Origin of the sequence: Streptomyces sp. NPDC048643, from assembly GCF_040650615.1 — a bacterium.
Classification (GTDB): Bacteria; Actinomycetota; Actinomycetes; order Streptomycetales; family Streptomycetaceae; genus Streptomyces.
The window spans coordinates 51,238-65,076 of sequence record NZ_JBEZHO010000032.1 but is presented as its reverse complement, the minus strand read 5'-3'; the positions used below and the strand labels follow the sequence as shown (position 1 = coordinate 65,076).

Sequence of the window (13,839 nt, the reverse complement as noted above, 5' to 3'; positions counted from 1 at the left end):
AGCGGACCTCAGTTCGTGACGATGACCTTGAGCGCGGTCCGCTCGTCCATCGCCTTGTAGCCCTCGGGCACACCTTCCAGGCCGACGGTCATGTCGAAGACCGGCGACGGGTCGATGGTGCCGTCGAGGACGTCGGGCAGCAGCTCGGGGATGTAGGAGCGCACCGGGGCGACGCCGCCGCGCAGGGCGATGTTCCGGTCGAACATGACGCCGAGGTCGAGGCCGGTGCCGCTGCCGTGCGGCACGCCGACGAAGCCGATGGCGCCGCCGTCGCGGGTGATGTTCACGGCCGTGCTCATGGACTGCTCGGTGCCGACGGCCTCGACGACGCACATCGCGCCCTGGCCGCGGGTCAGCTCGCGCACGGCCTCGACGGCCGCGTCACCGCGTTCGGCGACGACGTCCGTGGCGCCGAAGCGGCGCGCGATGTCCGTCCGCGCCTCGTGGCGGCCGAGGGCGATGATCCGATCGGCACCGAGGCGCTTGGCGGCCAGCACGGCGCACAGACCGACGGCACCGTCGCCGACGACGGCCACGGTGGAACCCTTGCGGACGCCGGCGCCGAGGGCCGCGTGGTGGCCGGTGCCGAGGACGTCGGAGAGCGTCAGCAGCGCGGAGAGCAGGTGGTCGTCGGAGGCCGCGTCCTTGGGGAGCTGGACGAGCGTGCCGTCGGCGAAGGGGACGCGGACGGCCTCGCCCTGGCCGCCGTCGTAGCCGACGGAGCCCCAGAAGCCGCCGTGCTCGCACGAGGTGGTGAGTCCCTCGCGGCAGTAGTCGCAGACGCCGTCGGACCACATGAAGGGGGCCACGACCAGGTCGCCGCGCCGGACGCCGGTCACCTCGGAGCCGGTCTCCTCGACGATGCCGAGGAACTCGTGCCCGATCCGCTGGCCGGCCTGGCGGGCCGCCTCGCCGCGGTACGCCCACAGGTCGCTGCCGCAGATGCAGGAGCGCAGCACCCGGACGACGGCGTCGGTGGGCAGCTGCACCATGGGCTCGGGCACGTCCTCCACCCGCATGTCGAACGGGGCGTGGATGGTGGTGGCGCGCATGGCGAGGGTCCCTCTCGTGCGGTGTGCGGGGGTGCGCTCAGGGGGTGGTTGAGCGCGTACCACCGTACGCCGCCGCGGACGCGGGTGAGGCGCCGAGGGGTCCGAGCACGCCGCGGACCAGCAGGAACTGGGCCGCCGCGTACGTGAGCATGATCCAGAAGGCCGGGTTCGGGGGCTGCCGCCAGTCGGCGACACCGGTGGCGATGAGGGTGTCGGAGAGCATGAAGAGGGCGCCGCCGAGCCCGGCGAGGGGGCCCAGGCGGGTGGCTCCGTGGGCCATCGTGGTCAGCAGCAGGCTGTAACCGGCGACGGGGACGCGGAGCCCCGCGGGCAGCCCGGGCCAGAGCAGGACGACGAGGACGGCCAGGACGACGGCGTACGCGCCGGCGGGCCAGGGCCCGCGGGCTCGGGCCGTCCGCCGGAAGAGCACGAGGTAGCAGACGTGTCCGGCCGCGAAGGAGGCCATGCCGGCGAGGAAGGCGGCGTCGGCGTCGGAGAGGAGGGCCAGGTCGCCGGCCCAGCCGAGGAGCAGGGCGGCGACCAGCAGCCGGGGGCCGCCGCGGACGGCGGCGTACGCGGCGAGCAGGGGCATCAGGAGCGGCTTGGCGATCAGGTGCCCCGGCTCGTACCCGACGGCGAGGGACAGGACGTCCACGGCTGTTGCCAGGGCGAAGGAGCCGAGCAGGAGCGGGGCGGAGCGCGGGGTCACGCGGCGGGCTCGGTGACCGGGGCCGGAGCGGTGGCGGTGGCGGTGCCGGCAGAGGCGGTGGTGGCAGCCTGCGCGGGCTCCCAGCCGGGGCCGCGCAGGACGCGTCCCGCGCGCTCGCGCCAGGTCGTGGCCGCCATCACGTCCCGGGCGATGGCGGCGTACTCGTGGGTGGCCACGCGCAGCGGGTTGTGGGTGGTGATGTTCTTGGTCAGCCCGTAGACGGGCCGCTCGGTCTCGGCGACCCACGATCCGAAGAGCCGGTCCCAGACGATGAGGATGCCGCCGAAGTTGCGGTCGAGGTAGCCGCCCTGGGACGCGTGGTGGACGCGGTGGTGGGAGGGCGTGTTGAGGAGGAACTCGAACCAGCGGGGCATCCGGTCGATGCGCTCGGTGTGGATCCAGAACTGGTACACGAGGCTCACCGACGAGCAGAACGCCAGGGCGGCGGGGTGCACGCCGAGCGCGATCACGGGGAGGTAGAAGGGCCACGACGTCCAGCCGGTCCAGGGCTGGCGCAGCGCGGTGGTGAGGTTGAACCTCCGGCTGGAGTGGTGGACGACGTGGCAGGCCCACAGGACGCGGACGACATGGTGGCCGCGGTGGGCCCAGTAGTAGAAGAAGTCCTGCGCGAGCAGCATCAGCGGGACCGTCCACCACAGGAGCGGTACGCGCAGCGGCGTCAGTTCGTAGACCGCCGCGTAGATCGCGACGATCGGGAACTTCCACAGGAAGTCGAAGAAGAGGCTGCCGAGGCCCATGCCGACGCTCGTGGCGGCGTCCTTCGGTTCGTAGCCCGCGGCGTCGTCGTCCGGGTGGAGCCGGACGCTCACCATCTCGATCACGGCGAGCAGCACGAAGGCGGGTATCGACCACAGCACGACGTCGGGCAGGTTCGGCATGGATGCACCGTAGAGGCGCCGGTCGGCCGCGGCTAGAGGCTGTTACCGACAAGTATGACCGGCGGGTACGGGTTCGCCTCCCGGTGGTCTCCGGCCCCGTGCACCGGAGTTCACCGTGCGGCGTCCGGTGCCGGATCGGGCGCTCACGCGCCCGCCGCTCCGAGCAGTGCTCCTGCCACGTACGTCACGGCCATGGCGAGCGCTCCCCCGGCCATGTTGCGCAGCACCGCACGGCGCGGGTCCGCCGCGCCGAGCCGGGCGCTGCTCCAGCCGGTCAGGGCGAGCGCGGCCAGCACGCAGACCACGGTGACACCGAGCCGCCAGGCCGCCGGGGGCAGGACGATCGCGAGCAGTGGCAGCAGCGCGCCGACGGTGAACGCGAGGAAGCTCGCCCAGGCGGCGTGCCACGGGTTGGTGAGGTCGTCGGGGTCGATGCCGAGTTCGACGGAGGCGTGGGCCTTCAGGGCGTCGCGTTCCGTGAGCTGTTCGGCCGCCTCGCGGGCCACCTCCCGTGACAGGCCCCGCTGTTGGAGGAGTTCGGTCAGCTCTTCCAGTTCGGCCTCGGGCTCGTCCCTGAGTTCGCGTCGCTCCAGGGCCAGCGCGGCCAGTTCCGAGTCGCGCTGGGTGGAGACGGACACGTACTCGCCCGCCGCCATCGACATCGACCCGGCGAGCAGTCCCGCGAGGCCCGCGGTGAGCAGGGCGGCGCGGTCGTCGGTGGCGCCGGCCACGCCGACGACGAGGCCGGCGGTGGACACGATGCCGTCGTTGGCGCCCAGGACGGCGGCCCGGAGCCAGTTGAGCCGCGAGCCGAGCGTGCCGCCGTGGGCCTCGTCGTGCGTCGGTTCCGTCACACGGGGAGGATCGCACCCCGGGGGCGGGGCGCGCCGTACCGACCCGGTGGTCCGCCGGTCCGTACGGCGCCGGGGAGCCGCCCGTGGGTCGCGGCGGCCCTCACCACACGCGGACCGAGCCTCCCCTCGCGAACGCCGGGCTCGTCGCGTCGGCAGGCGGGGTGACGAGCGGTTCGGCGATCTCGGCCACCGTGGGGCCGACCTTCGCCGCGATCTCGTCGAGGTGGGCGAGATCGAACCCGTAGACGCGGGCCGCGTTGGTGCCGACCATGGCCGCGACCTCCTCGCGGGGAAGTCCCGCGTAGGCGATCCGCAGGCCCTCGCGGCTGTAGGGGTGGGTGCCCTCGTCGTGCGGGTAGTCGCTGCCCCACATGATCTTGTCGAGCCCGATGCGGTCGCGCAGCGGGACCTCGTGGGGGCGCATGAAGCTGGCGCCGACGAAGCAGTGGTCGCGCCACACCTGGGAGGGGCCCTTGCCCATCGCCTCGCCCAGCCCGGCGCCGAACCTGGACTCGGCCGTCGCCGCCCGGCCGGCCGCCGCGACCAGCCGGCGGTGGTAGTAGTCCAGCATGTCGAGCACCCCGGGGATCCAGCCCGAGCCCTGTTCGGTGAGCACCAGGCGCAGGCCGGGGTGGCGGCCGAACGCTCCGCCGAACACCAGGTGCCACAGGGCCCGGTGGGAGAACCAGGTCGTCTCCACCATGAAGACCGCGCGGGCCGCCGGTTCGTCACCGAGGGGCGGCGAGGCCGAGCCTCCGTGGTGGTTGACCGGGACGCCCCGGTCGGCGCAGGCCGCCCAGATCGGGTCGTACGCCGTCGAGTACAGCTCGGGCAGGCCGGAGCCGGGGGGTGTGCCGGGCAGCAGCAGGCCGCCCGTCAGGCCGGCGTCCGCGGCCCGGTGGATCTCCTCGACGGCCCGGCCGACGTCGTTCAGGAGGATCTGGAAGACGCCCGCGCGGCGGCCGGGTGCCGCCGCGCAGAAGTCGGCGAGCCAGCGGTTGTGGGCGCGCAGGCCCGCCCAGCGCTGTTCGAACTCGGCCGCCGTAGGGGCCGGTGCCATCAGGGACGCCGAGGGGAAGAAGGGCGGGATGGTGTTCGGGAAGACCACTTCCGCGACGATGCCGTCCTCCTCCAGCTCCGCGAGGCGCCGGCCGGAGTTCCAGTTCCGGTCGGCGGTGTCGGCCAGCAGGTCCTCGTAGGGGTTGACGTAGCCGGCCGCCCAGGCGTCGAAGTCGTCGTGGTGCGCGCGCTCCAGGTAGGGCTTGTAGTCGAGGAGATCGGCGCCCGCGTGGCAGTCGGCGGAGATGACGGTGTACCGGTCGTCGGCGGTCACGGGGTCACCCCCAGGTCGGGGAAGTCGTGGTCGGTCAGCCAGTGGCGGCCGACCTCGCGCGAGCGCGCCCAGGACGCCTCGACCGCCGACTGGTCCTCCGCCTGGCCCAGTTCGGCGGGGGTGGGCCCGATCCGCCGTGCGAGCGGGGCGAGTTCGGCGACGTCGAAGCCGAAGGCCTCGGCCGCCGCGAGTCCGAGCATGCGGCGGGTCTCCGCCACCGGGATGTCGTGGAAGGTCCTCGCCAGCCAGGCGCGGGTGTCGGGCCAGGTGCCCTCGGGGTGCGGGAAGTCGCTGCCCCAGAGGATGTTGTCGACGCCGATCTCGTAGCGCTGGGCGAGTTCGCGGCGCTTGGTGTTGGTCGCGCAGACGAACACCTGCCGGTCCAGGTACTCGTGCGGGGGCCGTTTCAGTTCGGCGAAGGGCGAGAGCTTCTTGCCGCCGTGCGCACCGAGGTAGAGCCGGTCCATGAACCACAGCAGGTTGGGCAGCCACCAGCAGCCGGACTCCGCGACGCCGAAGCGGAGACCGGGGTGGCGTTCGAAGACCCCGGACCAGAGCAGGAACCAGAGGGGGCGCGCGGGCCACCAGGTGACCTCGGAGACGTAGATCCCGAGGTGGTCGCCGTACTCGTGGCGGGGGGCCGCTCCGGAATGGGTGAGCACGGGCATCCCGCACTCGGCGGCCGCCGCCCACACGGGGTCGTAACGGCGGTCGTGGTAGGGCTCCTTGTCGACCCACATGGACGGGATCATCAGGGCGCCGAGGCCCGACTCCTTGGCCCGGTAGACCTCGGCGACGACCCGGCCGGTCTCGCCCGTGATCGGCAGGAGCGCCACCCCGCAGTGCCGTTCGGGGTGTTCGGAGACGAACTCGGCGAGCCAGCGGTTGTGGGCCTGCGCGCCCGCCATGCCGAGATCCGGGTCCTGGTCGCCGGAGAGGCCGAGGCCGACCCCGAAGGGCGCGGCGGTGCGGCTGTCGACGGCGTCCGCGTCGGGGAAGACGACCTCGGCGGCCACCCCGTCGCCGTCGAGTTCCTTGAGGCGCTGTGCGGAGTCCCAACCGCCGCGCAGGCCTTCCTCGTTGTCCTCGAACCACTTGTCGGCGAACGTCTCGTTGCGGATGCCGAGACGGGTCATCTCCTCGCGGCGCCTGCCCTGGCCCGCGAGGAACTCGTCGAAGTCCCGGTGGAACCGGGAGTCCAGGTAGGGCCGGTACTCCTCGGTGGGGAGTCCGGCGTGGCAGTCGGAGGAGATGATCAGATACGGGTCCTGTGCGGTCACCGCGCCCCCTCAGTCGAGGATGAAGCTTTCCAGGTAGGACGGATCGGCCCGGTCGAGCATCGACTGCGACCGGGCACGGATCTGCCGGTCGCTGTGCTCGCTCTCGGGCAGCAGCCAGAAGCGATCCCGGCGGATTCCCTCGGCGACGAGGTCCGCGACCTGTTCGACGGGCGTGAACAGGACGTCGTGGCCCGACTCCCTCATCGCGGCCTCCCACTGGTCGAGGCTGCGGTACGGGGTCTTCCGGGGCCGTGCCTTGGCGTAGCGCTCGGGACGGTTGCGGTGCGACTCCCACAGGCCGGTGCGGAGCATGTGGGGTCCGGGGAAGAGGACGGAGGCGCCCACGCGCGCGTGCTCCGCCTTCAGATGGGCGTAGAGCGACTCGGTCATCGTCACCACGGCCGCCTTGGTGACGGCGTAGACGGAGGCGGTGGGCAGCGGGGCGATCCCGCCGTCGCCGGACGAGGTGTTGACGACGTGGCCCGGCTCGCCGGCGGCGATCATCCGGGGGACGAACGCCTGGATGCCGTGGAAGACGCCCCACACGTTGACGGCGAAGGCCCACTTCCAGTCGTTCGGGTCGTGCTCCCACATGCGGCCCTCGGCGCCGGAGCCGACGCCCGCGTTGTTGCACAGGACGTGCACCGCGCCGTACGTGGTGTAGGCGTCCTCGGCGAGCGCGACGACCTCGGAGCGCTCCCCGACGTCCACCACCCGCGCGTGCACGTCGGCGCCGTCCTCGCGCAGTTCCGCGACGGCCTTGCCGAGGGCGCCCTCCTCGACGTCGGCGAGGACCACCTTCAGGCCCTCGGCCGCGAACCGTCGAGCCATCGCCAGCCCGATGCCGCTCGCCGCTCCGGTGACGACGGCGACCTGTCCCGCGCGCAGTTCCATCACAGGCTCCCTTCGGGCGGCCCGTCGAGGATCTGCCGCGGGTCGTCGTAGCGCTGGTGGACGTACGGCAACAGGGCCTGTCCGCTGACGCGTTCGACGACCCTGCCCTGCTGGTCGGTGGTCTTCTCGCCGATGGTGATCTCCACGAGCCGGCGGACGGGGAGGTCGGCGACCGGGTCGTACATCGACTCGCGCAGGACGACGTCGCCGGTGACGCGCTCCAGCCGGCGGACCTTCTCGTTGCGCACGCAGTGCACGAGGACCGGGTCGAGGTCGAATCCCGAACCGTCCACCGCGGGTAGGAACTTGAAGTAGAAGTCGGTCTTCCGCGCGGGTTCCGGCAGCGGCAGGTCGCCGCTGACCGCTCCGCGCACCTCGACGAAGGCGATGCCGTGCCGGGCGAGGACGGCACGCACCACGAGCCCGTCGCGCTCGACCGTCACCTCCCCCAGCTTCTTGGGCTCCCCGAAGACCTCACGCCCGCCGGTGAGGGCCCGTTCGTGGGTCATCGGCATGACCAGCGGGTACAAGCCCTCGACGCCGTCGTGCGCGGCGGCGACGGCGAACGAGCCGGCTCCCAGGGGATATCCGGGCAGATCCACCTTGCTGATGTTCACGCGGACCAGGGGCCGCGCGGTGGGCTTCAGCGGGGGCGGCAGGACCGCCGCGACCGCGTCCGGGTCGCTCTCCCAGACGGCCACCACTCCGGTGGACCAGATGTCGGGGAGCCGGGAGTTCGCGGTGCGCGCGGCGGCGATCTCCGCCTCGGTGCGTGCCCCGTACCTCACTCGTGCCATGTCGTACCGCCCTTCGCGGGGAAGCAGCAGCTTGGGGAAGCAGCAGCTTTCTGATGGTCCGTCACTGGCGCCTGTAACACAGTTACAGCAGACTGCTCGAAGGGTGAATACACGTGCAGGCACGGAGTTGGGGAGCGCCATGGGAAGACCCGCACTCACCCGCGAGGACGTCCTGGAGACCGCCGCAGGTCTGGTGAAGCGGCACGGGCCGGACGCCCTGACGATGCGGGGGCTCGCCGCCGAGCTGGGCACCGCCGTCACCTCGATCTACTGGCACGTCGGCAACCGCGAGTCGCTCCTCGACGCCCTCGTCGAACGCACCGTGGCCGACCTCGGCGAGATCCGTCCCGCCGGGCGCACACCGGCCACCCGCGTCGTCTCGGTCGCCCGGACCCTGCGTCGGCAGCTGCGCGAGCACCCCCACCTCGTCGCGATGGTCCACGAACGCGGCCTCACCGAGCGGATGTTCCTGCCCGCGCGGCAGGCCCTGGTGCGCGAGGTGCACGCGGCGGGGCTGCGCGGGGCGCGGGCCGCCGAGGTCGTCCGCGCGGTGCTCTTCCAGGTCGTCGGCTTCGTCCTCGTCGAGCGCAACCGGGAGCGCGCGCCCGTGCAGCGGCCCGCCGAGGAGGAGCTGTGGGACGCGCGGACCGCGCAGGGCGACCCGGCCCTGGCGCGTGCGCTGAGCCGCCCGGTCGACCCGGAGAGGTTGTTCGTCCTGTCCGTACGGGCGCTGGTGGACGCGCTGCTGGCCGGCTGACCCGGACCGCGGAGAGGGCGGCCGGGTCCGTGTACGGCCGTCGCACGGCCCGGTCGACGGCTGTGGGAGCGAGCCGCCGACGGCCGGGGCCTCGTGGCGACGCCGGGCCGCGTGGCCGCTCCAGCGCCCGTTCCGGGGGCCGGCGCGCGAGGCCGACGGCGTCAACTCCGGGCCGTGCGGCACCCGTGCGGGAGGCCCTGCGCGCGGCGCCACGTCCGAGGCCCCGGGGAGCCCCGCTTTCCGGGAAGGCGGCAGCGGAGCTGTCAGTCACGGCCCGTATCCTCAGTGACCATGCTCGAAGACCTCACGACCGCAGCGTCCCCAGCCTCCTGGCCGGCCGCGTATCCGCAGGGATACGCGGTCGTTGACGTGGAGACCACAGGACTGGCCCGCGACGACCGGATAATCTCCGCCGCCGTCTACCGGCTGGACGCGCGCGGTGAGGTCGAGGACCACTGGTACACGATGGTCAATCCCGAGCGCGATCCGGGCCCGGTGTGGATCCACGGGCTCACCAGCGACATGCTCGAAGGGGCGCCCCTCTTCCCTCAGATCGCCGAGGAGTTCGCCGCACGGCTCGACGGCCGCGTCCTCGTCGCGCACAACGCGGTCTTCGACTGGTCGATGATCGCCCGCGAGTACGCGCGCGCGGAGCGCGAGGCGCCGGTGCGTCAGCGGCTGTGCACCATCGCCCTCTCCAAGGAGCTGGGCCTGCCGCTGCCCAACCACAAGCTGGAGTCGCTGGCCGCGCACTTCGGGGTCGTCCAGCAGCGCGCGCACCACGCGCTGGACGACGCTCGCGTGCTGGCCGAGGCGTTCCGGCCGAGCCTGCGGGCCGCGGCCCGCGACGGGGTGCGCCTGCCCCTTCTCGAATGCCTGCCGCTCAAGGAGTGGTCCGGCAGCCCCTCGGCACCCCGGATCGGACGCCAGGCCGGAGGCTACGCGTCGGGCGGTTATCCCTCGGGGAGTTGGCGCCCTTCTCGCAAGCGCCCCGCATGCCCCTACCCCAACCCAGGACGGTACGAGTCGGGCAAACCGCTCAAGCAGGGCATGCGCGTGGCGTTCTCCGGGGACACCTCCGTCGACCGCGAACTGCTGGAGGACCGCGCCGTCGAGGCCGGACTGCACGTCGCGACGAGCCTGTCACGGCTCACCAGCCTGCTCGTGACGAACGACCCGGACGCCGCCACGTCGAAGGTCGTCAAGGCCCGGCAGTTCGGGACGCCGGTCATCGACGAGGCCGCGTTCGGACAACTGCTGCGCGACGTCGAGCCCGCGTCGCGCGGGTGACGGACGCACGGGTGACCGATTACGCGCGCGGGAGGGTGACGGGCGTACGGGTGATTGACGCGCGACTCGCCCGGCCCCCGCTCGCCCGCGCCGCCACGGCACTCCACCCTGTGGCGCATGGCGAGATGCGAAGTATGCGGCAATGACTACGGAATGAGCTTCGAGGTGCACGCGCAGGGCGCGGTGCACGTCTTCGACTGCTTCTCCTGCGCGATCCACCGGATGGCCCCGATCTGCGAGCACTGTCGGGTGCAGGTCATCGGCCAGGGCGTCGAGGTCGAGGGCCACTGGTACTGCGGCGCGCACTGCGCCCGCGCGGAGGGGAGGACGGGGGTCGTCGACAAGGCCTGAGCCCCGGACCACCTCGGGAGCAGGCCACGCGGCCCTCGGCGGGACCCTCCCGTCGGGGGCCGAAACCGTGCCGAGTACCGTCAATGGGGTGTACCGCTTCCTGTTGTCCCGGCAGTGGGTGATCCTCACCCTCGTGGCCCTCGTGCTCATCCCCACGATGATCAAGCTGGGCTTCTGGCAGCTGCACCGGCATGAGCACAAGGTCGCCCTGAACACGGTGATCTCCGACTCGCTGGCGGCGAAGCCGGTGCCCGCCGAGACGCTCACCGCGCCGGGACGGCACATCCGGCACGACGACCTGTACCGCCGGGTCAGCGCCGAGGGCCACTTCGACACCGCGCACGAAGAGGTCGTCCGCCGCCGCACCAACTCCGACGGCGAGGTCGGCTATCACGTCCTGACGCCGTTCGTGCTGACCGACGGCCGCGTCCTGATGGTCAACCGGGGCTGGGTCCCGGCGGACGGCGCGCAGACCGCCTTCCCGAAGATCCCCGCCCCCGAGCGCGGCGAGGTCACCGTCACCGGCCGGCTGATGGCCGACCAGACGACGGCCGACAGCGGCATCAAGAACGTCCGCGGCCTGCCCGACCGTCAGGTCATGCTGATCAACAGCGAGCAGCAGGCGCAGCGGCTCGGCAAGCAGGTCCTCGGCGGCTATGTCGAGCAGACCGCGCCGCACCCCAAGGGCGACTCCCCCGAACTCATCCCGGACCCCGAGCACAGCGACATCGGCCCCCACATGGCGTACGCGATCCAGTGGTGGCTGTTCTCCGCGGGCGTCCCCTTCGGCTGGGTGGTCCTGGTCCGTCGTGAGCGCCGCGACCGCGCGGAGACCGCGGCCGCGGAGACGGCGCCGGAAGAGGAAGCCGAACCGGCGAGCGTCTAGAGACGCCCTCCCGAGGTCACCGTGGCCGCCCTGCCACTCTCGCGGCCCGATTGGCGTTCGCCCCGGTCGGGAACCCGTCCTCCGTGCACCGACGCATCGAGGACTACGCGCTCATCGGGGACGAACAGACCGCCGCTCTGGTGGGCCGCGACGGGTCCGTCGACTGGCTGTGCCTTCCCCGCTTCGACTCCGCCGCCTGCTTCGCGGCCCTGCTGGGCGACGAGGACAACGGCCACTGGCGGATCGCGCCCGACGGCGCGGACGGGTGCACCCGGCGCGCGTACCGCCCGGACACCCTGGTGCTCGACACCGAGTGGGACACCGCCGAGGGGTCCGTCCGGGTGACCGACCTGATGCCGCAGCGCGAGCACGCCCCCGATCTCGTGCGCGTCGTCGAGGGACTCAGCGGCCGGGTGAAGATGAGCAGCCGGCTCCAGCTGCGGTTCGACTACGGCTCGGTCGTGCCCTGGATGCGCAGGTCGGACGGGCACCGGGTGGCCGTCGCCGGCCCGGACTCGGTGTGGCTGCGCAGCGAGCCGCCCGTCCCCACCTGGGGCAAGGACTTCCGCACCTACTCCGAGTTCACCGTCGAGGCGGGCCAGAAGGTCGCCTTCGTACTGACCTGGCATCCCTCGCACCGCCCGCGCCCGCCGCTCAGCGATCCCTTCGAGTCGCTGGAGACGAGCGTCAAGGACTGGCGGGCGTGGGCGGCCCGCTGCCGTTACGAAGGACCGCACCGGGACGTCGTCGTGCGCTCCCTGCTCACGCTGAAGGCCCTCACCTACGCGCCGACCGGCGGCATCGTGGCCGCTCCGACCACCTCGCTCCCCGAGGAACTGGGCGGTGTCCGCAACTGGGACTACCGCTACTGCTGGCTGCGCGACTCCACGCTCACCCTGGGGGCACTGCTCGCGGCCGGCTATCAGGAGGAGGCCGAGGCCTGGCGCGACTGGCTGCTGCGCGCGGTCGCGGGCGACCCGGCGGACCTCCAGATCATGTACGGCCTGTCGGGCGAACGCCGGCTGTCGGAGTACGAGATCCCGTGGCTGTCCGGATACGCGGGCTCCTCGCCGGTCCGGGTCGGCAACAGCGCCGTGGAGCAGCTGCAGCTCGACGTGTACGGCGAGGTCATCGACTCGCTGTGGCTCGCGCGGCGTTCGGGCCTGCCGTCGAGGCCGCACATGTGGCGGGTGCAGTGCGCCATGATCGACTTCCTGCGGGTGGCGTGGCGGCAGCCGGACGAGGGGATCTGGGAGATCCGCGGCCCGCGCCGGCACTTCGTCTACTCCAAGGTGATGGCCTGGGTGGCCGCCGACCGTGCCGTGCGCACGCTGGAGGAGGACCCGTCGCTCGAAGGCGACCTGGAGGGCTGGCGGACGATGCGCGACGAGATCCACCGCGAGGTGTGCGAGCGCGGCTTCGACGCCGAGCGCAACACGTTCACCCAGTCCTACGGCTCGGTCGAACTCGACGCCGCCCTGCTGCTCATCCCCCGGGTCGGCTTCCTGCCCGCCGACGACCCGAAGGTGGTCGGCACCGTGGACGCGGTCCGTGCCGAACTCGCCCCCGACGGCCTGCTGGTGCGCCGCTACAGCGCCGCGACGACCGATGTCGACGGGCTCCCCGGTGACGAGGGCGCCTTCGTCGTCTGCTCGTTCTGGCTCGCGGACGCGCTGTATCTGACGGGCCGTACCCAGGAGGCGCGCGAGCTGTTCGAGCGCCTGGTCGGTCTCACGAACGACGTGGGGCTCCTGTCCGAGGAGTACGACCCCGTCGCGGAGCGCCAGCTCGGCAACTTCCCGCAGGCGTTCAGCCACATCGGCCTGGTGGTGACCGCCCTCAGCCTCTTCGGGGTGCAGCCCGCGAAGCCGCCGGTGGACGGCCGGGCCACACCCGACCGGCCGTAGGCCCGCCCGCGCCACCCGGGCGGCGCCCACCCTGGAGACGGGGCACGGCATGGGGGAGGATGGCTCCCATGGATCTTGGACTGAAGGATCGTGTGTACGTCGTCACGGGCGCCACCCGTGGCCTGGGCAACGCCGCCGCGCGGGAACTCGTCGCCGACGGCGCGAAGGTGGTCCTGAGCGGGCGCGACGCGAAGAGCGCGGCCGACGCCGCCTCCGCGCTCGGCCCGAACGCGGTCGGGGTGGCGGCGGACAACGCCGACCCCGAGGCCCCGGCCCGCCTGATCGCGGCCGCCCGGGAGCACTTCGGCGCCTTCGACGGCATCCTCATCAGCGTCGGCGGCCCGCCGCCGGGCTTCGCCGCGGACAACACCGACGAGCAGTGGACGGCCGCCTTCGAGTCGGTCTTCCTCGGCGCGGTGCGGCTGGCCCGCGCGGCCTCGGCGGAGCTCGGCGAGGGCGGCGCCGTCGGCTTCGTGCTCTCCGGCTCGGTGTACGAGCCGATCGGCGGGCTCACCATCTCCAACGGTCTGCGTCCCGGCCTCGCGGGCTTCGCCAAGTCCCTCGCGGACGAGCTGGGCCCGCGCGGCATCCGCGTCGTCGGACTGCTGCCCTCGCGCATCGACACGGACCGGGTCCGCGAGCTGGACGGTCTGTCGGCCGACCCGGAGGCCACCCGAGCGGCCAACGAGTCGCGTATCCCGCTGCGCCGCTACGGCTCCCCGGAGGAGTTCGGCCGGACGGCCGCGTTCCTGCTCTCCCCCGCCGCCTCGTACCTGACCGGCATCATGGTCCCGGTCGACGGCGGGATGCGCAGCGGGTTCTGACCGGCC

Annotated in this window: 14 protein-coding genes; 6 read left to right on the top strand and 8 right to left on the bottom strand. The window is 72.8% G+C overall.

The genetic code is table 11. The annotated features are described in order from the left end of the window. Window positions 1-8: 8 nt before the first annotated feature. The 8 genes from AB0C62_RS27325 to AB0C62_RS27290 all read right to left on the bottom strand — a co-directional run bounded on the left by AB0C62_RS27325 (window position 9) and on the right by AB0C62_RS27290 (window position 7,818). Complete coding sequence (locus tag AB0C62_RS27325; RefSeq protein WP_362977469.1) at window positions 9-1,052, bottom strand: zinc-dependent alcohol dehydrogenase family protein; 1,044 nt, start codon at window positions 1,050-1,052, stop codon at window positions 9-11. A 37-nt stretch (window positions 1,053-1,089) separates the two neighbouring features. Continuing rightward, a complete protein-coding gene (locus AB0C62_RS27320; protein ID WP_362977467.1) occupies window positions 1,090-1,761 on the bottom strand; it encodes a lysoplasmalogenase in 672 nt (223 codons plus the stop codon). After that, complete coding sequence (locus tag AB0C62_RS27315; protein ID WP_362977465.1) at window positions 1,758-2,660, bottom strand: sterol desaturase family protein; 903 nt, start codon at window positions 2,658-2,660, stop codon at window positions 1,758-1,760. Before AB0C62_RS27315 ends, AB0C62_RS27320 begins: the two co-directional genes overlap by 4 nt. A gap of 143 nt (window positions 2,661-2,803) precedes the next feature. Continuing rightward, entirely contained in the window at window positions 2,804-3,514 is a 711-nt protein-coding gene (locus AB0C62_RS27310) for a VIT family protein (RefSeq protein ID WP_362977463.1), read from the bottom strand. 100 nt (window positions 3,515-3,614) lie between these two features. After that, window positions 3,615-4,847 carry an amidohydrolase family protein gene (locus AB0C62_RS27305; RefSeq protein WP_362977461.1) on the bottom strand — a complete coding sequence of 411 codons (1,233 nt, stop codon included), beginning with the start codon at window positions 4,845-4,847 and terminating at the stop codon, window positions 3,615-3,617. After that, window positions 4,844-6,127 carry an amidohydrolase family protein gene (locus AB0C62_RS27300; RefSeq protein ID WP_362977459.1) on the bottom strand — a complete coding sequence of 428 codons (1,284 nt, stop codon included), beginning with the start codon at window positions 6,125-6,127 and terminating at the stop codon, window positions 4,844-4,846. Before AB0C62_RS27300 ends, AB0C62_RS27305 begins: the two co-directional genes overlap by 4 nt. Window positions 6,128-6,136: 9 nt before the next feature. Next, window positions 6,137-7,021, bottom strand: a complete 885-nt coding sequence (locus tag AB0C62_RS27295; RefSeq protein ID WP_362977457.1) for an SDR family NAD(P)-dependent oxidoreductase — start codon at window positions 7,019-7,021, stop codon at window positions 6,137-6,139. After that, window positions 7,021-7,818 carry an acetoacetate decarboxylase family protein gene (locus AB0C62_RS27290; protein ID WP_362977455.1) on the bottom strand — a complete coding sequence of 266 codons (798 nt, stop codon included), beginning with the start codon at window positions 7,816-7,818 and terminating at the stop codon, window positions 7,021-7,023. Before AB0C62_RS27290 ends, AB0C62_RS27295 begins: the two co-directional genes overlap by 1 nt. A 139-nt stretch (window positions 7,819-7,957) precedes the next feature. Between AB0C62_RS27290 and AB0C62_RS27285 the strand changes: the two genes are divergently transcribed. The 6 genes from AB0C62_RS27285 (at window position 7,958) to AB0C62_RS27260 (ending at window position 13,833) form a co-directional block, all read left to right on the top strand. Then, window positions 7,958-8,575 (top strand): TetR family transcriptional regulator, encoded by a 618-nt coding sequence (locus AB0C62_RS27285; RefSeq protein ID WP_362977453.1) that lies wholly within the window; start codon window positions 7,958-7,960, stop codon window positions 8,573-8,575. A gap of 291 nt (window positions 8,576-8,866) precedes the next feature. Beyond that, complete coding sequence (locus tag AB0C62_RS27280) at window positions 8,867-9,865, top strand: DEDDh family exonuclease (protein WP_362977451.1); 999 nt, start codon at window positions 8,867-8,869, stop codon at window positions 9,863-9,865. Between the two features lie 117 nt (window positions 9,866-9,982). Beyond that, complete coding sequence (locus AB0C62_RS27275) at window positions 9,983-10,216, top strand: hypothetical protein (RefSeq protein ID WP_362977449.1); 234 nt, start codon at window positions 9,983-9,985, stop codon at window positions 10,214-10,216. 88 nt (window positions 10,217-10,304) lie between these two features. Continuing rightward, complete coding sequence (locus AB0C62_RS27270) at window positions 10,305-11,102, top strand: SURF1 family protein (RefSeq protein ID WP_362977447.1); 798 nt, start codon at window positions 10,305-10,307, stop codon at window positions 11,100-11,102. 83 nt (window positions 11,103-11,185) lie between these two features. Then, window positions 11,186-13,009: a glycoside hydrolase family 15 protein gene (locus AB0C62_RS27265; RefSeq protein WP_362977445.1), complete on the top strand. Its 1,824-nt coding sequence runs from the start codon at window positions 11,186-11,188 to the stop codon at window positions 13,007-13,009. 68 nt (window positions 13,010-13,077) lie between these two features. Continuing rightward, window positions 13,078-13,833, top strand: coding sequence for an SDR family oxidoreductase (locus AB0C62_RS27260; protein WP_362977443.1), 756 nt, complete (start codon window positions 13,078-13,080; stop codon window positions 13,831-13,833). Window positions 13,834-13,839: the final 6 nt, after the last annotated feature.